Source organism: Cellulomonas fulva (assembly GCF_018531375.1).
Classification (GTDB): domain Bacteria; phylum Actinomycetota; class Actinomycetes; order Actinomycetales; family Cellulomonadaceae; genus Cellulomonas; species Cellulomonas fulva.
Map to the genome: position 1 here is coordinate 1,908,394 of NZ_JAHBOH010000001.1, position 17,675 is coordinate 1,926,068.

26 protein-coding genes are annotated in these 17,675 nt (G+C 71.7%); 25 read left to right on the forward strand and 1 reads right to left on the reverse strand.

All coding sequences use genetic code 11. From position 1 onward, the window contains the following. The first annotated feature begins 8 nt into the window (after positions 1 to 8). From KIN34_RS08435 to KIN34_RS08450, 4 genes are read left to right on the forward strand one after another with little or no spacing between them, the layout of a single operon-like run. Positions 9 to 326 (forward strand): hypothetical protein, encoded by a 318-nt coding sequence (locus KIN34_RS08435; RefSeq protein ID WP_214349190.1) that lies wholly within the window; start codon positions 9 to 11, stop codon positions 324 to 326. After that, on the forward strand, positions 323 to 1,537 hold the full coding sequence (locus KIN34_RS08440; protein WP_214349193.1) for a C2 family cysteine protease: 1,215 nt from the start codon (positions 323 to 325) through the stop codon (positions 1,535 to 1,537). The genes KIN34_RS08435 and KIN34_RS08440 overlap by 4 nt, the downstream gene beginning before the upstream one ends. Beyond that, positions 1,534 to 1,863, forward strand: a complete 330-nt coding sequence (locus KIN34_RS08445) for a hypothetical protein (RefSeq protein WP_214349196.1) — start codon at positions 1,534 to 1,536, stop codon at positions 1,861 to 1,863. The genes KIN34_RS08440 and KIN34_RS08445 overlap by 4 nt, the downstream gene beginning before the upstream one ends. Then, positions 1,860 to 2,324 carry a hypothetical protein gene (locus KIN34_RS08450; RefSeq protein WP_214349199.1) on the forward strand — a complete coding sequence of 155 codons (465 nt, stop codon included), beginning with the start codon at positions 1,860 to 1,862 and terminating at the stop codon, positions 2,322 to 2,324. The genes KIN34_RS08445 and KIN34_RS08450 overlap by 4 nt, the downstream gene beginning before the upstream one ends. An 86-nt stretch (positions 2,325 to 2,410) precedes the next feature. Here the strand turns inward: KIN34_RS08450 and KIN34_RS08455 are convergent, their stop codons facing one another. Then, complete coding sequence (locus KIN34_RS08455) at positions 2,411 to 7,036, reverse strand: Ig-like domain repeat protein (protein WP_214349202.1); 4,626 nt, start codon at positions 7,034 to 7,036, stop codon at positions 2,411 to 2,413. Positions 7,037 to 7,582: 546 nt separating this feature from the next. On the opposite strand from KIN34_RS08455, the gene rpsJ reads away from it, so the two are divergent. The 21 genes from rpsJ to rplO all read left to right on the forward strand — a co-directional run bounded on the left by rpsJ (position 7,583) and on the right by rplO (position 17,642). After that, positions 7,583 to 7,891 carry a 30S ribosomal protein S10 gene (rpsJ, locus tag KIN34_RS08460; RefSeq protein ID WP_013117879.1) on the forward strand — a complete coding sequence of 103 codons (309 nt, stop codon included), beginning with the start codon at positions 7,583 to 7,585 and terminating at the stop codon, positions 7,889 to 7,891. Positions 7,892 to 7,914: 23 nt separating this feature from the next. After that, entirely contained in the window at positions 7,915 to 8,574 is a 660-nt protein-coding gene (rplC, locus tag KIN34_RS08465) for a 50S ribosomal protein L3 (protein WP_214349205.1), read from the forward strand. 5 nt (positions 8,575 to 8,579) lie between these two features. Continuing rightward, on the forward strand, positions 8,580 to 9,272 hold the full coding sequence (rplD, locus tag KIN34_RS08470) for a 50S ribosomal protein L4 (protein ID WP_214349208.1): 693 nt from the start codon (positions 8,580 to 8,582) through the stop codon (positions 9,270 to 9,272). Further along, entirely contained in the window at positions 9,269 to 9,571 is a 303-nt protein-coding gene (gene rplW / locus KIN34_RS08475; RefSeq protein ID WP_214349211.1) for a 50S ribosomal protein L23, read from the forward strand. The genes rplD and rplW overlap by 4 nt, the downstream gene beginning before the upstream one ends. 24 nt (positions 9,572 to 9,595) lie before the next feature. Then, the gene (gene rplB, locus KIN34_RS08480) at positions 9,596 to 10,432 is read left to right on the forward strand and encodes a 50S ribosomal protein L2 (protein WP_013882859.1); all 837 of its coding nucleotides are present in this window, start codon (positions 9,596 to 9,598) and stop codon (positions 10,430 to 10,432) included. A 15-nt stretch (positions 10,433 to 10,447) separates the two neighbouring features. Continuing rightward, positions 10,448 to 10,729 (forward strand): 30S ribosomal protein S19, encoded by a 282-nt coding sequence (gene rpsS, locus KIN34_RS08485; RefSeq protein WP_013882860.1) that lies wholly within the window; start codon positions 10,448 to 10,450, stop codon positions 10,727 to 10,729. Between the two features lie 50 nt (positions 10,730 to 10,779). Continuing rightward, a complete protein-coding gene (gene rplV, locus KIN34_RS08490) occupies positions 10,780 to 11,145 on the forward strand; it encodes a 50S ribosomal protein L22 (protein ID WP_214349216.1) in 366 nt (121 codons plus the stop codon). A 1-nt stretch (position 11,146) separates the two neighbouring features. After that, positions 11,147 to 11,977 (forward strand): 30S ribosomal protein S3, encoded by an 831-nt coding sequence (rpsC, locus tag KIN34_RS08495; RefSeq protein WP_214349219.1) that lies wholly within the window; start codon positions 11,147 to 11,149, stop codon positions 11,975 to 11,977. A gap of 3 nt (positions 11,978 to 11,980) precedes the next feature. Further along, positions 11,981 to 12,397, forward strand: coding sequence for a 50S ribosomal protein L16 (gene rplP, locus KIN34_RS08500; protein ID WP_214349222.1), 417 nt, complete (start codon positions 11,981 to 11,983; stop codon positions 12,395 to 12,397). Next, complete coding sequence (gene rpmC / locus KIN34_RS08505; protein WP_214349225.1) at positions 12,397 to 12,636, forward strand: 50S ribosomal protein L29; 240 nt, start codon at positions 12,397 to 12,399, stop codon at positions 12,634 to 12,636. Before rplP ends, rpmC begins: the two co-directional genes overlap by 1 nt. 7 nt (positions 12,637 to 12,643) lie before the next feature. After that, positions 12,644 to 12,928, forward strand: coding sequence for a 30S ribosomal protein S17 (gene rpsQ / locus KIN34_RS08510; protein WP_214349228.1), 285 nt, complete (start codon positions 12,644 to 12,646; stop codon positions 12,926 to 12,928). Positions 12,929 to 13,139: 211 nt separating this feature from the next. Next, positions 13,140 to 13,508, forward strand: coding sequence for a 50S ribosomal protein L14 (rplN, locus tag KIN34_RS08515; RefSeq protein ID WP_048342535.1), 369 nt, complete (start codon positions 13,140 to 13,142; stop codon positions 13,506 to 13,508). A gap of 2 nt (positions 13,509 to 13,510) precedes the next feature. Continuing rightward, the gene (gene rplX, locus KIN34_RS08520) at positions 13,511 to 13,852 is read left to right on the forward strand and encodes a 50S ribosomal protein L24 (RefSeq protein ID WP_214349231.1); all 342 of its coding nucleotides are present in this window, start codon (positions 13,511 to 13,513) and stop codon (positions 13,850 to 13,852) included. A gap of 1 nt (position 13,853) precedes the next feature. Next, positions 13,854 to 14,426 carry a 50S ribosomal protein L5 gene (gene rplE, locus KIN34_RS08525; protein ID WP_214349234.1) on the forward strand — a complete coding sequence of 191 codons (573 nt, stop codon included), beginning with the start codon at positions 13,854 to 13,856 and terminating at the stop codon, positions 14,424 to 14,426. Between the two features lie 3 nt (positions 14,427 to 14,429). Then, complete coding sequence (locus KIN34_RS08530; RefSeq protein ID WP_048342538.1) at positions 14,430 to 14,615, forward strand: type Z 30S ribosomal protein S14; 186 nt, start codon at positions 14,430 to 14,432, stop codon at positions 14,613 to 14,615. 93 nt (positions 14,616 to 14,708) lie between these two features. Next, positions 14,709 to 15,107, forward strand: a complete 399-nt coding sequence (rpsH, locus tag KIN34_RS08535; RefSeq protein ID WP_214349237.1) for a 30S ribosomal protein S8 — start codon at positions 14,709 to 14,711, stop codon at positions 15,105 to 15,107. Positions 15,108 to 15,132: 25 nt separating this feature from the next. Then, the gene (gene rplF, locus KIN34_RS08540) at positions 15,133 to 15,669 is read left to right on the forward strand and encodes a 50S ribosomal protein L6 (protein ID WP_214349240.1); all 537 of its coding nucleotides are present in this window, start codon (positions 15,133 to 15,135) and stop codon (positions 15,667 to 15,669) included. Between the two features lie 3 nt (positions 15,670 to 15,672). Beyond that, a complete protein-coding gene (gene rplR, locus KIN34_RS08545; RefSeq protein ID WP_214349243.1) occupies positions 15,673 to 16,044 on the forward strand; it encodes a 50S ribosomal protein L18 in 372 nt (123 codons plus the stop codon). A 31-nt stretch (positions 16,045 to 16,075) separates the two neighbouring features. Beyond that, positions 16,076 to 16,723: a 30S ribosomal protein S5 gene (gene rpsE, locus KIN34_RS08550; RefSeq protein WP_214349246.1), complete on the forward strand. Its 648-nt coding sequence runs from the start codon at positions 16,076 to 16,078 to the stop codon at positions 16,721 to 16,723. Further along, positions 16,723 to 16,905 carry a 50S ribosomal protein L30 gene (gene rpmD, locus KIN34_RS08555; RefSeq protein ID WP_214349248.1) on the forward strand — a complete coding sequence of 61 codons (183 nt, stop codon included), beginning with the start codon at positions 16,723 to 16,725 and terminating at the stop codon, positions 16,903 to 16,905. The genes rpsE and rpmD overlap by 1 nt, the downstream gene beginning before the upstream one ends. A 2-nt stretch (positions 16,906 to 16,907) precedes the next feature. Then, positions 16,908 to 17,642: a 50S ribosomal protein L15 gene (gene rplO / locus KIN34_RS08560; RefSeq protein ID WP_214349251.1), complete on the forward strand. Its 735-nt coding sequence runs from the start codon at positions 16,908 to 16,910 to the stop codon at positions 17,640 to 17,642. Positions 17,643 to 17,675: the final 33 nt, after the last annotated feature.

Below are 17,675 nucleotides of genomic sequence, written 5' to 3' on the forward strand. Positions count from 1 at the left end.
GGGCGCGCATGGGTGACGGTTTCGAGGCGACGGCCGAGTCGTTGGACGCGTCCGGGTCGGCACTCCTGCAGGTCCTGTCCACGCTGGAGCCCGCGGACCCGGCGTCCTGGCCGCACGGCGTCGCGACCTACGGCTTCAGCTCGCTCGCGACCGCGATGGACGAGGCCCAGACGAGCCTGGCGACCCGGGTCGACGACGTGCAGACCGTCACGGTCGGGTGCGCGATCCGGCTCCAGGACAGCGCGCGCGCGTACCGGGAGGCCGACGAGCGGGTCCAGGCGCTGTTCCGCCGGGTCGCGGCGCTCCTGACGGGCGCCGGCGGATGAGCGTGCTGCCGGGCGACGTCGCCGCCGTCGGCGGCACCGCGAGCGCGGCGGACCGCGCCGCACGTGCGGTCGCGGACACCGCGACGCTCGTGCGGGACGAGCGCCGCGCGCTCGACTGGACCGGCGCCGCCGCCGACGCGTGCGACGCGCGGCTCGCGGCCGTCGCCGACGGGGCGGGCGTCGTCGCGACGAGCCTCGCGACGATCTCGACCGCGCTGGCGACCTACGCCACGGAGCTCGCGGCGGCGCAGGCCGAGGCGCAGCTCGCGGACGCCGAGCGGCGCCGCACCGAGGCGCGCCTCGCCGCCGAGCCGCTCGACCTGTCCGCCTGGTTCGCCCACCTGCGCGCGCGGGTGCGGGTGTGGGGCGCCGTGCAGGGAGCCGAGGCGAGCGCGGACCGTGCGGCCGCGGCGGTGCGCGCCGCGCTGGGCACGGGTGCCGACGCGATCGGCGCGCTGGCGGACGCCGCGCGCCGCGACACCGACGTGCCGGACGACGTCCTGACGGACGGGTCGACGGAGCAGGGGGACGTCCAGCAGCGCGGGATCGGGTCCTGCTACCTGCTCTCGTCGCTCATGGGCCTCCTGCGCACGGACGACGGCGACCGGCTCCTGCGGGAGAACGTCCGCTGGGACGAGCTGCAGCAGGGCTACTGGGTGACGCTGTACGTCGACGGCGAGCCCACCGAGGTCTTCGTCGACGGGGTCTACGACGGCGGGGTGCGGCAGCCCGCGGGGTCCGTGGGTCTGGTCTCGCTCTACGAGGCGGCGGTCGGCATCCACCTGGGGTACGCCGACCTCGACGACGGCGGGTACCCCGAGGACGCGATGGAGCTCGTCACGGGCGAGGACGCGCGGGCCTACTCCACCGACGACTCGTGGTGGCCGTGGGACGACGGGTTCTCCGACCACCGGGACGACATCGCCGGCCGGCTCGACGACGGCGCGTCGGTGACCGCGGACACGGGTGGCCGCCCGGACGTCGACGACCTGCATGTGCAGGTCGAGCGCGACGGCGCGCTGGTCGACGTCGAGGTCGACGTGGTCGGCGGGCACGCGTACATGGTCGAGCGGATCGACGACGACGGGGGAGTCTGGGTGCGCAACCCGTGGGGTCAGGGCAACGGCGCCGACGGCGGTGAGGTGTTCCGACTGGACGCCGACGAGTTCGCGCGGGTGTTCGGGCGCGTGACCGTCTCGGAGACGCCGTGACCGGCGCACCGGACCAGGCCGCCGCCGGTCAGCCGGGCCGCGCTCCGCAGCGCGAACCGCGCGGGCCCGAGCGGTTCGAGCTGCGGCGCGGGACCCAGCGGGAGGTCGAGGGCGCGCTGGTCGGGGTCGTCGGCCTCGACGCGGTCGACGGGAACCTGCGCGCCCGCCTGGCGGTCGGGCTGGCGGGGCAGCGTCACCGCGCGTGGGTGGACCGCGGCCAGGCGCTCGCGGTCGCCGGCTGGGGCACGCTCGCGCTGTGCGACGTCGTGGCCGCCGGCGCCGGGCGCGCGGTGCTCGAGTTCGTCCCCGAGCCGGCCCGCGCGTGAGCCAGTCGGCCGGGGCCGGGGCCGGGGCCGGGGCCGGGAGCGGGGCTGAGACCGAGCCGGGTCGGCGGCGGGCCGCGCCCGTCCCGGTCGTCGTCGCGCTGGTCGTGGTCGTCGTGGTCGTCGCCGCGGCGGCGGTCGCGCTCGCCGCGCGCTCGGGCTCGTCGGGCTCGTCGGGACAGACGTGCGACCGTACCGCTGCGGCACCCGGAGCGGGCACGGTGGACAGCGTGAGCCAGGGCGCGCAGCTCGTCGTGGGCGACGTGCGGCTCGGGATCGGCGGCGTGTCCGACGACGGCTGCGCGGTGGACGTGCGCGGCGACGTCGGCCGGGTCGAGGTCGGTGAGCGGGTCGAGGTGGCCGGCGTGCCGGTGATGCTCCTGGCCGTCGAGCGGCGGGACGGCCAGGACGACGAGGCAGGGGGCGCGTTCGAGGCGACGTTCTGGGTGGGCGCGGCCGGGTAGGCGGCCGGCCGTCGTCGGCAGGACGGCCGAAGGGCCCCCGGCCGGTCGCCGGGAGCCCTTCGGAGGGGGTTGCTGACGGTCGACCGTCAGCGCACGACCCGGAACGACGCCGTCGCCGAGGTCGACGGCACCGCGGTCGACGTGCCCGCGTACACGGCGCGGACCGTGTACGTGCCGGGGGTGAGCCGGGGGAGCGTGACGCTCGCCGCCGAGCGCGACAGCGTCGCGCCGCGGACGGCGACCTGCTTGCCGCCCCGGTACACGCGCACCGTGACCTTGCCGGTGATCGTGGCCGCAGGCTTGCCCGTGACCTTGACCGCCACGGTGGCACGCGCGGTCGACCGGACGGTCGACGCGACGCGCACCGTGGTGACGGTCGTCCGCCGCACCGTGACCTTGGTCGTCGCCGACGAGGCCCGCACCCCGGTCTGACCGGCGTACCTCGCGGTGACCGTGTACGTGCCCGGCGTGGTGAGCGCGGGCAGCCGCACCGCCGCCCGGCCGCCGGTGAGGCGCTGCGTCAGCGTCTTCACCGTCGTCGAGCCGCGCTTCACCGTGACGGTGACCTTGCCGGCGGCCGGCGACGTGCCGGTCCGCACCGTCACGTTCGCGACGGGACGGGTGGTCGTGGTCGGCGCGGCCGGGACCACCTTCAGCGTCGTCGTGGAGGCGACCACCCGGACGACGACCGTGACCGCGACGGTGGCCGACGAGGACGGCGCGACCTGGGTCTGCGCCGCAGCGGCGGGCCGGAACGCGGCCGAGAGCGCGTGGGTGCCCACGGCCAGGTCGTCGAGCGTGAACCGGGCGGTGCCGTCGGCACCCACCTCGGCCGACGCCACCACCGCGGCACCGTCCCGCAGCTCGACCGTCCCGCCCGCGAGCGCGGACGCGGCGTCGGACGTGACCGTGGCGGTCACGCGCACCGTCGCGCCCTCCACGACCTTCGTGGCGGAGGTGACCAGCGCGACCGAGCTGGCGGCCCGGCCGTCGAGCACCTCGACGGGCGCCGACGTGCTCGTCGTCGGGCCGAAGCCCTCCGCCGTCGCGGTGACCGTGACGGTGACCGCGGAGCCGACGTGCTCGAGCCCCGGGGTCCAGGTGGCCGAGGTGGCGCCCGGCACGTCCTGCCCGTCGACCGCCCACTGGTACGTGAGCGCGGCGTCGACCGGGTCGGTGGTCGCCGCGGCCGTCAGCTCCTGCCCGGCGACCGGGCTGCCCTCGACGTGCACCGCCGTCAGGCCGACGGTCAGGTCCAGCACGACGGTGTACGTCGTCGCGGAGCCGTCGACCGCCGTGACCGTGAGCGTCACCGTGTCGCCCGAGCGCTCCGTCGTCACGGTCGCGGACGCGTCGGTCGGGACACCGACGACGCGCGGCGCGGAGCCGCGTGCCGGGACGTCGTACGCCGTGGTCTGCGCGTCGAAGCCGCTGACGTCGACGCCGTCCACGGACAGCCGGGCCAGGGAGGACACCGACGAGGCGGCAGGCGCCACCGCGTCGATCTCCGTCTCGGACACGATCAGGTGCGTCGCGTCCCGTGCGGCGAGCACGAAGCGCACGGCGTCGGCCGTCGCCCCGGACAGGTCCACGGTGGCCACGGGCGCCGTCGCCTGGTCGGCCAGCGTCACGGGCGGGGAGAGGGTCTGCCACGCCTGCGTGCCCGCGTCCCGGTACTGCGTGGTGACCGTCGTGGGCCAGGTGGACGACGAGCCGTCCTTGAAGAAGTAGAGGCGCGCCTCGGTCAGCACGCGCTCCTGCGCCAGGACGTACGTGAGCGTGTCGCTCGTGTTCTTGGTCCCGCCGCGCCAGTTGGACCAGCCCTTGTCGGTCCGGTCCCCGTCGACGGTCCGGGAGGCCGGGTACCCCGGCTCCGTGTAGGTCGCCGACGGCGTCGACGTGAGCGCGACGTTCTCGGCGGTCGTCGCCGCGGGCGTCACGACGACGTGCAGCGTCGCGTCGACCGCGACCGACCCGGTCGCCTCGGCGCTCACCGTGCCGGCGACCGTGACGACGCCCGGCTCGGCGAACGCGTCGGCGTCGAGCGCGTCGAGGTCCCAGGTGACCGGGACGTCGAAGCGCGCGGAGGCGGTGCCGACCTGCGCGGGCACCGTCGCCGGAGCGGCGCGCCCGACGAGGCCGACGCTCGTGCCGGCGACGACGGTCATCGAGACCGGGTCGGTGGCCACCACGTCGCCGACCTGGACCACTGCGGTCGCGGTGACGGCGTTGCCGTAGATGTCCGTGCCGGTGGCGGTGACCGTCACCGTGCCGGCGCGGTCCCAGGCGTCGGCGGGGGCGTCCCACGTGACGGGCGTCGCGACGCCGTCGCCCCAGGCGTACGTGGGAACGATCGTCGCCGGGAGCGCGGCGGGGGTGCCGATGGTCGTGCGCAGCGAGAGCGGGCTCGTCGTGGGCGTCGCGTCGGTCGACCGGAACGTCCAGAGCTGGTTGGCGCCGCCGTTGGACCCGTAGATGCCGACGGGCGCGCCGTCCGCGGTGGACTGCCCCCCGACGTCGAGCGAGGACGCGGTGGCGTCGTTGACGAGCGACCACGTGGTGCCGTCGAGCGTCACCAGGTGCCAGGTCGTCGTCGCCGCCGACCGCGCGGTCTCGAGCGAGACCTGCTCGAACCGGGTGCCGGCGCTGGTGGCGCCCAGGAAGCTCCCGTCGGAGGCGTTCTCGAGCGCGAACGTCCGCCGCGACGTGGGGGCGCCGGCGGCGGTGGTCTCGTGCACCACCCACTCCTGCGCGGGCAGCGCCGCCGCGGTGGTGGCGAGGGCCTTGATCTGCAGCGTGGCGGCGTCCGAGCGCGCGAGCGCCTTGCCGCTCTGCACGCCGACGGCCTGGTAGCGACCGCCGTCGACCAGCGGGTTCGCCTCGTCGGCCACACCGGAGACGCCGTCGACGACGAACGTCACCACGGACCGCGCGGGGATCGTCAGCGTCGCGGTGCCGCTCGCGGCGTCCACCGCGACGGGCGTGCCCTCGACCAGCGCGGTCGACGTGTCGTCCACGTCGGCCGCCTGCGTCGTGACCACCGGCGTCACGGTGGCGTCGGACGCGATCGTGCCGAACCCGGTCAGGTCGACCGTGACGGTCTGCTCGGTCGTCGCGGCGTTGGTGTGCACGATGCTCGCGCCGGTGCCGTCCGCGTCGACGGCGGCCGTCGAGGCCGCGTCGTCCGTCGGCACCAGGCGGTCACCGGCCGTGATGTAGTGCATGAAGTTGCGCATCGCGTCGAACTTGGAGTTCGTGACGATGTGGCAGTCCTCGACGGAGGCGACGTCGTCGCCCGCCGCGAGGGCGTCCGCGACCCGGCGCTGCGACTTGAACCCGACGGCGCTCGCGGCGTCTGCCGGGTCGAGCACGTCACCCGCGGCGTCGACGTACTCGCAGTCGAAGTCGACGAAGACCGAGCCCCAGTTGAGCTTCTCGCCCTTCTCCATGTTGTAGAAGTCCTCGACCTCCTGCCACAGCACGTACGCGTCCGGCTGGAGCGTGCGCAGGTCGGAGGTGATCTTCTGGGCGAGGCCCAGGGCGCCGTTGATGCTCACGGGGTCGAAGCCGGAGCCGACGAAGTCGCCGCCCGTCTCGGACATCCACAGCGTCTTGTCGGCCGCCAGCGCGTAGTCGCGGGCCTGGGCGATGCCGTTGGTGCCGTAGCTGTGGACGTTGATCTGCCCGACGTCCGCGCGCGTGCCCTCGTCGTACTGCGCCCAGGCGGTGTTGAAGTTGCCGGGGTTCGTCTCGTCGTTGGCCGAGACGACGGCGTCCGACGAGGACGCCGCGAGGTCGTCGGCGAGCAGCCCGACCAGGCTCTGCTGCTGGCCCGCGCCGGTGCCGGGGCAGATCTGCGCGCCCTCCTGCGGCTTCTTGACGGCGTTCGTGAAGGGCGTGATGCCGTCGGCCAGGCGTCCGGTCGGCGTGGACCAGTAGCCGGTGCACGGCTCGTTGAACGGGTCGACGGACTGGAACTCGACGCCGTAGGTGTCCTCGAGGTGCTCGACCACCCGGGTCAGGTACGCCGTGAACTTGGCCGGCACGCCGTCGGTGGCGAGGACCTGCTCGCTCGTCGCGCTCGCGCCGCCCGAGGTGTAGCCGGAGCTCGTCATGAACCACGGCGGGGAGTTGGCGAAGCCCTCGAGCACCAGGTCGTCGCGCTCGTTCGCGAGCTTCTCGAGCCACCAGCGCTGGGTCGCGTCCTGGGACCAGTCGTAGCTGGCCTCGTCGTCGGGGTCCCACGCGGCGGCGAGCGCCCGGTGGTCCGCGAGGTTCGTGGTGAGCGCGCCGTAGAGGCTGTCCGGGTCGGTCGACGTGTCCTGCGCCCAGTAGCCGTCGACCGCCGCGCCCTGACGGAAGTAGTCGCCGACGTCGGACGCGCGGCCACCGCCGACGTTGTAGCGGGCCACGTTCATGTTGAGCCCGTCCGCGCCGAAGACGAGCTCGAACAGCTCGTCGCGGAGCGCGTCCGGGTAGTCGCCCGTCGCGTTGGCGAACCAGACCAGGGAGTTGCCCCAGCCCTCGAACGGCGCGCCTGCGTACGCGGGGTTGGGGGTGATGGTGACCGACGACGCCGCGGTAGCGGGGGCGGCCGCGACGGCGGTGACCGCGACGGCACCGGAGGTCGCGAGCGCCGCGCACAGCACGGAGGCGAGGGCGGATCGGGGTCGGGGTCGTGCCGTGGCCTTGCCGGGGCTCCTGCGTGTCATGACTGCCTTCCTGCACTCGTCACTGAGTGGACGCCGCGCGCGGCGGCTGATGGTGACGTCACCATCCGGCAGGAGTGGTGACGTCAACATCGAGGGATGCGGGCAACGTTCCCAGTCCCGTCCCGGCCCGTCAACCCTCTCGGCCCGCACTGTCTGCCCGCGACCCCGCGGTCGCTCCGGCTCCGAGGGTCGTGAGCCGGAGGGATCACGGGTGCGCGGACGAGCGGTGCCGGCTCGCGAGGGGGAGGGTGGCGGTCCGGGGTCGGTGACGTGCGGGTCACACCGGGGCGGGTTGGAGATCGGGGTCCACCTCTGGCACACTGTTCAGGTTGCCCGCTACGGGTGTGCCCTCGTGCGCGCCTGATGCTGGGCCGACAGACGTGGCGAGCTGCAAGGCCCCGGGGTGAACCCGGCGGTGGCGGCTCGACGACAACCACCGACCTCGTACCGGGAACGGTACGCAGCGCCCAGGTGCGTCGCGAAGAGCGACACGCCCGAGCGCGGGGGTCGGACGGACCGGTTCGAGAGAGAGAAGTAGACGACGCCATGGCGGGACAGAAGATCCGCATCCGGCTCAAGTCCTACGACCACGAGGTCATCGACAGCTCGGCGCGCAAGATCGTCGACACGGTGACCCGCGCTGGTGCGTCGGTCGTGGGTCCGGTGCCGCTGCCGACGGAGAAGAACGTCTTCTGCGTCATCCGGTCGCCCCACAAGTACAAGGACAGCCGCGAGCACTTCGAGATGCGTACGCACAAGCGGCTCATCGACATCATCGACCCCACGCCGAAGGCCGTCGACTCGCTCATGCGTCTCGACCTGCCCGCGGACGTGAACATCGAGATCAAGCTCTGATCGCTGGGAAGGAACTGATCCTCATGGCTACCCAGCAGAACGCGCGCCCCGTCACGGCGCTGCTCGGCCGCAAGCTCGGCATGACCCAGCTCTGGGACGAGGCAGGCCGCCTCGTTCCGGTGACGGTCGTCGAGGTCGGCACGAACGTGGTGACGCAGGTCCGCTCCGCTGAGGCTGACGGCTACGCGGCTGTCCAGCTGGCCTTCGGCCAGATCGACCCGCGCAAGGTCACCAAGCCGCTCAAGGGCCACTTCGAGAAGGCCGGGGTCACCCCGCGCCGGAACGTGGCCGAGATCCGCACGCCGAACGCTGCCGAGTTCACGCTCGGCCAGGAGCTCGACGCGACCGCCTTCGAGGCCGGTCAGCTCGTCGACGTCATCGGCACCACCAAGGGCAAGGGCACCGCCGGTGTGATGAAGCGTCACGGCTTCTCCGGCGTCGGCGCGTCCCACGGTGCGCACCGCAACCACCGCAAGCCGGGCTCGATCGGTGGCGCGTCGACGCCGTCGCGCGTGTTCAAGGGCCTGCGGATGGCCGGTCGGATGGGCGTCGCCCGTCAGACCACCCAGAACCTGACCGTGCACGCGGTCGACGCCGAGCGGGGCCTCCTGCTCGTCAAGGGTGCCGTTCCCGGCCCCAAGGGTGGCGTCGTCGTCGTGCGTACCGCTGTGAAGGGTGCGTGACCTCCATGAGCGACACGCTGACCGTCGACGTCCTGGACCCCCAGGGCAAGAAGGCCGGTACGGCCGACCTGCCCGCCGAGGTCTTCGACGCCCAGACGAACATCCCGCTGATCCACCAGGTCGTCGTCGCGCAGCTCGCGGCGGCTCGCCAGGGCACCCACGACACGAAGAGCCGTGGCGAGGTCCGTGGTGGCGGCAAGAAGCCGTACAAGCAGAAGGGCACCGGCCGCGCCCGTCAGGGCTCGACCCGTGCGCCGCAGTTCGCCGGTGGTGGCGTCGTCCACGGCCCCACGCCGCGTGACTACAGCCAGCGCACCCCCAAGAAGATGAAGGCCGCGGCGCTCCGCGGTGCTCTCTCGGACCGCGCTCGCGCCGGCCGCGTCCACGTCGTGTCGGGCTTCGCGCCGGGCACCGCGCCGTCGACGAAGTCCGCGCTCGCCGTGCTCGACAACCTGTCGGGCCGCAAGAACGTGCTGGTCGTCGTCGAGCGCTCGGACGAGATCACGTGGAAGTCGCTGCGCAACGTCGAGCGGGTCCACCTGCTCGTCGCTGACCAGCTCAACACCTACGACGTCCTCATCTCGGACGACGTGGTCTTCACGCAGGGCGCGCTCGACGCGTTCCTCGCGGGCCCGGCCAAGGGCTCCAAGGCCACGGCGACCTCGACCGAGGCTGCTGCTGAGGAGGAGGCCAAGTGACCAACGTCGGCAAGGACCCCCGCGACATCCTGATCGCGCCGGTCGTCTCCGAGAAGAGCTACGGCCTCCTCGACGAGGGCAAGTACACGTTCCTCGTGGACCCGCGTGCGAACAAGACCGAGATCAAGATCGCCGTCGAGCAGGTGTTCGGCGTGAAGGTCGACTCGGTCAACACCGCCAACCGTCAGGGCAAGGCCCGTCGGACCCGATTCGGCACCGGCCGCCGCAAGGACACGAAGCGTGCGATCGTCACCCTCCGCGAGGGCACGATCGACATCTTCGGCGGACCGGTCGGCTGAGCGGCCCGAGAGGACTGAGGACTCATGGGAATTCGTAAGTACAAGCCGACCACCCCGGGCCGTCGTGGCTCGAGCGTGGCGGACTTCGTCGAGATCACGCGCTCCACGCCGGAGAAGTCGCTGGTCCGCCCGCTGACCAAGTCGGGTGGCCGCAACAACACCGGCCGGGTGACCACGCGCCACCACGGTGGCGGTCACAAGCGTGCCTACCGCGTGATCGACTTCCGTCGTCACGACAAGGACGGCGTGCCGGCCAAGGTCGCTCACATCGAGTACGACCCCAACCGCACGGCGCGCATCGCGCTCCTGCACTACGCGGACGGCGAGAAGCGCTACATCATCGCGCCGAACAAGCTGTCGCAGGGCGACGTCGTCGAGGCCGGTGCCGGCGCCGACATCAAGCCCGGCAACAACCTGCCGCTGCGCAACATCCCCACCGGTACGGTCATCCACGCCATCGAGCTCCGGCCCGGTGGCGGTGCGAAGATCGCGCGCTCGGCGGGGACGTCGGTGCAGCTCGTCGCGAAGGACGGCCCGTACGCGCAGCTGCGCATGCCGTCCGGCGAGATCCGCAACGTCGACCTGCGCTGCCGCGCGACGATCGGCGAGGTCGGCAACGCCGAGCAGTCGAACATCAACTGGGGCAAGGCCGGCCGCATGCGCTGGAAGGGCAAGCGCCCGACCGTCCGTGGTGTCGCGATGAACCCGATCGACCACCCGCACGGTGGTGGTGAGGGCAAGACCTCCGGTGGTCGCCACCCGGTCAGCCCGTGGGGCCAGGCCGAGGGCCGTACCCGCCGTCCGAACAAGCCGAGCGACAAGCTCATCGTGCGCCGTCGGCGCACCGGCAAGAAGCGCTGATAGGAGCCCGAGAGAATGCCTCGCAGCCTCAAGAAGGGCCCGTTCGTCGACGGCCACCTGCAGAAGAAGGTCGACGTCCAGAACGAGGCCGGCACGAAGAACGTCATCAAGACGTGGTCGCGTCGTTCGGTCATCACGCCGGACTTCCTCGGCCACACCTTCGCGGTGCACGACGGCCGCAAGCACACCCCGGTGTTCGTCACGGAGGCGATGGTCGGGCACAAGCTCGGCGAGTTCGCCCCGACGCGGACGTTCCGCGGCCACGAGAAGGACGACCGGAAGGGCCGTCGCCGCTGACCCCCGGGTCAGCTGGTGACGCCCTGACGGCAGAGACAGGAGCAGACACGATGGAAGCCAAGGCGAAGGCGCGGTTCGTCCGCGTCACGCCCCAGAAGGCCCGACGCGTCGTCGACCTCATCCGTGGCAAGCAGGCCGGGGAGGCCGTCGCGGTGCTGAAGTTCGCGCCGCAGGCGGCCGCGGAGCCCGTCCTCAAGACGGTGCAGTCGGCGATCGCGAACGCGGTCGAGGGCGCCAAGCGCAACAGCGAGCGCGTCGACGAGGCCAACCTCTACATCTCGGAGGTCTTCGTCGACGAGGGCCCGACCCTGAAGCGGTTCCGGCCGCGTGCGCAGGGCCGTGCCAGCCAGATCCTCAAGCGTACGAGCCACATCACCGTGGTCGTCGCGGAGCGTGAGACGAAGGGACGGTCCTGACGTGGGTCAGAAGGTCAACCCGCTCGGGTACCGCCTGGGCATCACCACCGACCACCGGTCGCGGTGGTTCGCCGACTCGACCAAGCCGGGTCAGCGTTACCGCGACTACGTCCGCGAGGACGTCCAGATCCGCAAGCTCATGAGCACGGGTCTCGAGCGCGCGGGCATCGCGAAGGTGGAGATCGAGCGCACGCGTGACCGCGTCCGCGTCGACATCCACACCGCGCGTCCGGGCATCGTGATCGGGCGTCGTGGCGCGGAGGCCGACCGCATCCGCGGCGAGCTCGAGAAGCTCACGGGCAAGCAGGTCCAGCTCAACATCCTCGAGGTCAAGAACGCCGAGCTCGAGGCTCAGCTGGTCGCCCAGGGCATCGCCGAGCAGCTCGCGAGCCGCGTGTCCTTCCGTCGCGCCATGCGCAAGGGCATCCAGTCCGCGCAGCGCGCCGGCGCCAAGGGCATCCGCGTGCAGGTCTCCGGCCGTCTCGGCGGCGCGGAGATGAGCCGCACGGAGTTCTACCGCGAGGGTCGGGTGCCGCTGCACACGCTCCGCGCGAACATCGACTACGGGTTCTTCGAGGCCCGCACGACGTTCGGTCGCATCGGCGTCAAGGTGTGGGTCTACAAGGGCGACATGACCGAGAAGGAGTACGCCCGCGAGCAGGCGAGCCAGGCTCCGCGTCCGTCCCGCGGTGGCCCGCGCGGCGACCGCGGTGACCGTGGTGACCGTGGCCCGCGCGGCGGCGCCCCGCGTCGCGAGCGTGAGCCCCAGGCTCCCGCTGCCGAGGCGCCGGTCGAGTCGACCCCGACCCCTGAGACCGGAACGGAGGCCTGAGCCGTGCTGATCCCGCGCAGGCTGAAGCACCGCAAGCAGCACCACCCCGGGCGCTCCGGCGCCGCGACCGGTGGCACGACGATCTCCTTCGGCGACTACGGCATCCAGGCTCTCGAGCCCGCCTACGTCACCAACCGGCAGATCGAGGCTGCTCGTATCGCCATGACCCGCCACATCAAGCGCGGTGGAAAGGTGTGGATCAACATCTACCCCGACCGCCCGCTGACGAAGAAGCCCGCCGAGACCCGCATGGGTTCCGGCAAGGGCTCGCCCGAGTGGTGGATCGCCAACGTCAAGCCGGGTCGAGTGATGTTCGAGCTCGCCGGCGTCCCGGAGCCGCTCGCGCGTGAGGCCATGCGCCGCGCGCAGCACAAGCTCCCGATGAAGACCCGTTTCGTGGTTCGCGAGGGTGGTAACTGATGGCTATCGGAACCAAGGACCTGGCTCCCAGCGAGCTGGACGCCTTCGACGACGAGAAGCTGGTCGCCGAGCTGAAGAAGGCCAAGGAGGAGCTGTTCAACCTCCGCTTCCAGTCCGCGACCGGCCAGCTCGAGAGCCACGGGCGTCTCAAGGCCGTGCGCCGCGACATCGCCCGGATCTACACGATCCTGCGCGAGCGCGAGCTCGGCATCCGGACCGCTCCGACCGCGAGCGAGTGAGGCTGACATGACTGAGAAGCACACCACCGCCACGGCCGAGCACCGCGCGTACCGCAAGACGCGTCGTGGCTACGTCGTGAGCGACAAGATGGACAAGACCGTCGTGGTCGAGGTCGAGGACCGGGTCAAGCACCCGCTCTACGGCAAGGTCCTGCGCCGCACCTCCAAGGTGAAGGCGCACGACGAGCAGAACACCGCCGGCATCGGCGACCTGGTCCTCATCATGGAGACCCGCCCGCTCAGCGCGACCAAGCGCTGGCGCCTGGTGGAGATCCTGGAGAAGGCCAAGTAAGATCGCGCGGCTTCGGCTGCGTGACAACGGCCGCCGTCCGGCGGCCACCCAGTTGCCCACGGGCGGCGGGGGAGCTGGTCAGGTCACCCGAGAGGGGACCTGGGAGCGACCCCGCCGCGACGTGTGCATCACGGCAACTATCCGTTCGGCCAGGCTCGGGCCGCGGCTCACCGCGACCGGCGAGAACCCGCCAGACGACAGGAGTAGGTAGATGATCCAGCAGGAGACGCGGCTTCGCGTCGCCGACAACACGGGTGCCAAGGAGATCCTCTGCATCCGTGTGCTCGGCGGTTCCGGCCGCCGCTACGCCGGGATCGGTGACGTCATCGTCGCCACCGTCAAGGACGCCATCCCGGGCGGCAACGTCAAGAAGGGCGACGTCGTCAAGGCAGTGATCGTGCGCACCCGCAAGGAGCGCCGCCGCCCCGACGGCTCGTACATCAAGTTCGACGAGAACGCGGCCGTGATCCTCAAGAACGACGGGGAGCCCCGCGGCACCCGTATCTTCGGTCCCGTCGGCCGCGAGCTGCGTGACAAGAAGTTCATGAAGATCATCTCGCTCGCTCCGGAGGTGCTCTGACCATGGCGAAGATCAAGAAGGGCGACCTCGTCGTCGTCATCTCGGGCCGTGACAAGGGCAAGGAGGGCCGCGTCCTCGAGGTCCTCACCGAGACGCAGCGCGTCGTCGTCGAGGGCGTCCAGCGCGTGCAGAAGCACGTCAAGGCCGGCCAGAGCGCGCGCGGTACCCGCACCGGTGGCATCGAGACCGTCGAGGCGCCCATCCATATCAGCAACGTGATGCTCGTGGACCCGGAGACCAAGCGAGGCACCCGGGTCGGCTACCGCACCGAGCAGGTCGAGCGTGACGGCCGGACGCGGACGGTTCGCGTCCGCGTCGCCAAGCGCTCCGGGAAGGACGTCTGAGATGACCGAGACGACCGTGGAGGCACCGGCCCTGCCGCGCCTCAAGACGAAGTACAACGACGAGATCCGCTCGGCGCTCTTCGAGCAGTTCGACCACGAGAACATCAACCAGGTCGCGCGCCTGGTGAAGGTCGTCGTGAACATGGGCGTCGGCGACGCCGCCAAGGACTCGAAGCTCATCGAGGGCGCGATCCGCGACCTGACCCAGATCACGGGCCAGAAGCCGCAGGTCACCAAGGCCCGCAAGTCCATCGCGCAGTTCAAGCTGCGTGAGGGCATGCCGATCGGCGCGCACGTCACGCTGCGCGGTGACCGGGCCTGGGAGTTCCTCGACCGCCTGCTCTCGACCGCGCTGCCGCGCATCCGCGACTTCCGCGGGCTGTCGGCCAAGCAGTTCGACGGGCACGGCAACTACACGTTCGGCCTCGTGGAGCAGTCCGTGTTCCACGAGATCGACCAGGACAAGATCGACCGCGTCCGCGGCATGGACATCACGGTCGTCACCACGGCGGACACCGACGACGAGGGTCGCGCCTTCCTCAAGCTCCTCGGCTTCCCGTTCAAGGAGGACTGACCCATGGCGAAGACCGCTCTGATCAACAAGGCCAACGCGAAGCCCAAGTTCGCGGTGCGTGGCTACACGCGCTGCCAGCGCTGCGGCCGTCCGCACTCGGTGTACCGCAAGTTCGGCCTGTGCCGCATCTGCGTGCGGGAGATGGCCCACCGCGGCGAGCTCCCCGGCGTCACCAAGAGCAGCTGGTAATCCTCAGTAGGTACGAGCGTCGGTAGGTCCCGGCCGCCACCCGCACGTCGGGTGGGGGCCGGGATACCCCGGCGAGGAAGGGCGGAAGCCCCCATGACCATGACCGACCCGATCGCAGACTTCCTGACACGTCTGCGCAACGCGAACTCGGCGCACCACGACACGGTGACGATCCCGTTCTCGAAGCTCAAGTCGCACATCGCGGAGATCCTGCAGGCCGAGGGCTACATCTCCGGCTGGAAGGTCGAGGACGCCCCCGTGGGCAAGAACCTCGTCGTCGAGCTGAAGTACGGCCCCAGCCGCGAGCGTGCGCTCGCCGGCGTGAAGCGCGTGTCCAAGCCGGGCCTGCGCGTCTACGCCAAGTCCACCAACCTGCCCAAGGTGCTCGGCGGCCTCGGCGTGGCGATCCTGTCCACGTCCTCCGGCCTGCTCACCGACAAGCAGGCGGCCAAGAAGGGCGTGGGTGGGGAAGTCCTCGCCTACGTCTGGTGATCTGAGACCAGGAAGGAGCCAAGCCATGTCTCGTATCGGCAAGATTCCCGTCCCGGTCCCGGCCGGGGTGGACGTGAACATCGATGGCGCCGTCGTCACGGTGAAGGGCCCCAAGGGCACCCTCTCCCACACGATCGCGTCGCCCATCCAGGTCGAGCAGCAGGACGGCACGCTCGTCGTGACCCGTCCGAACGACGAGCGCACGTCGCGCTCGCTGCACGGCCTCACCCGCACGCTGCTGGCCAACCTGGTCACGGGCGTGACGGAGGGCTACACCAAGAAGCTCGAGATCGTCGGCACCGGTTACCGCGTGACCGCCAAGGGTTCGGACCTCGAGTTCGCCCTCGGCTTCAGCCACCCGGTCGTCGTCTCGCCGCCGGAGGGCATCACCTTCGCCGTGGAGGCCCCGACCCGCTTCTCGGTGCAGGGCATCGACAAGCAGCAGGTCGGCGAGGTCGCCGCGAACATCCGCAAGATCCGCAAGCCCGAGCCGTACAAGGGCAAGGGCGTGCGGTACGCGGGCGAGAACGTGCGCCGCAAGGTCGGAAAGGCTGGGAAGTAAGCCATGGCGATCAGCATCAAGGGCAAGGGCAAGTCGATCGCGCGTCAGCGCCGTCACCTGCGCCTGCGCAAGAAGGTCGTCGGCACGCCGGCCCGTCCGCGTCTCGTCGTGACCCGCTCCGCGCGGCACATCACGGCGCAGGTCGTCGACGACTCGATCGGCCAGACGGTCGCGTCGGCCTCGACGCTCGAGAAGGACCTGCGCGCGGGCGACGGCGACAAGACCGCCAAGGCCAAGAAGGTCGGCGAGCTCGTCGCCGAGCGCGCGAAGGCCCAGGGCGTCGACGCGGTCGTGTTCGACCGCGGCGGCAACAAGTACCACGGCCGTGTGGCCGCGGTCGCCGACGGTGCCCGCGAGGGCGGTCTGTCGCTGTGACCACGACGAACCAGAAGAAGAGGACTCACTGATGGCTGCACCTGCACGCAGCAACACCGGTGCTCAGGGCACCGGCGGCGAGCGCCGCGACGGCGGTCGTCGTGACGGTGGCGGTCGCCGCGGCGACGCTGCAGAGAAGAGCGCGTTCCTCGAGCGCGTCGTGACGATCAACCGCGTGGCCAAGGTCGTCAAGGGTGGCCGCCGCTTCAGCTTCACGGCCCTCGTGGTCGTGGGTGACGGCGACGGCACGGTCGGTGTCGGCTACGGCAAGGCCAAGGAGGTGCCCGCGGCGATCGCCAAGGGTGTCGAGGAGGCGAAGAAGAACTTCTTCCGCGTCCCGCGCATCCAGGGCACGATCCCGCACCCCATCCAGGCCGAGGCCGCTGCCGGCATCGTCTTCCTGCGCCCCGCGGCGCCCGGTACCGGTGTGATCGCCGGTGGTCCGGTCCGCGCGGTGCTCGAGTGCGCCGGCATCCACGACGTGCTGAGCAAGTCGCTCGGCTCGTCGAACGCGATCAACATCGTCCACGCGACGATCGCGGCGCTCCGTGGCCTCGAGCAGCCGGAGGCCGTGGCCGCGCGCCGTGGCCTGCCGCTCGAGCACGTCGCCCCGGCGCCGCTCCTGCGCGCCCAGGCCGCCGGCCAGGCGGCGAAGGCCGCCGAGAAGGTGGGTGCGTGATGGCCCGTCTCAAGGTGACGCAGAAGCGCTCCGGCATCGGTGGCAAGCAGAACCAGCGCGACACGCTCCGCACGCTTGGTCTCAAGCGCATCGGCGACGTCGTCGTCAAGGAGGACCGTCCCGAGATCCGCGGCATGGTGAACACCGTGCAGCACCTCGTGGTGGTCGAGGAGGTCGAGTGACCATGGCTGACGAGAAGAAGGACAAGGCCGCCACCGAGGCCGCGCCCAAGGCCGCCGCCAAGAAGGCTCCGGCCGCGAAGGCGACGACCGAGGCCGCTGCCGAGAAGAAGGCCCCCGCCAAGAAGGCCGCGAGCAAGACGGCGGCCGCCAAGGCGGACACGACCGAGGCCACCGAGGCTGCCGCGAAGCCGGCCGCCAAGAAGGCTCCCGCCAAGGCCGCCGACAAGGCCCCGGCCACGACGCAGTCCGCTGCCGCCAAGAAGGCGGCCGAGGACGCGGCGAAGCCGGGTGCCGGCGGCACGCTCAAGGTGCACCACCTGCGTCCCGCTCCGGGCGCCAAGACCGCCAAGACCCGCGTGGGCCGTGGCGAGGCGTCCAAGGGCAAGACGGCGGGCCGTGGTACCAAGGGCACCAAGGCGCGCTACCAGGTGCCGGCACGCTTCGAGGGTGGCCAGATGCCGCTCCACATGCGTCTGCCGAAGCTCCGGGGCTTCAAGAACCCGTTCCGCGTCGAGTACCAGGTCGTCAACCTGGACAAGCTCTCGGCGCTGTACCCCGACGGTGGCGACGTGACGGTCGCCGACCTGGTGTCGAAGGGCGCGGTCCGCAAGGGCCAGCCCGTGAAGGTGCTGGGTACCGGTGAGCTCACGGTCAAGGTCTCCGTGGCGGTCGACGCGTACTCCGCGTCCGCCAAGGAGAAGATCGTGGCCGCCGGCGGCTCCGTCGCGGAGGGCTGACATCGCGCGCTGAGCGCGCACACGAGGACGGTC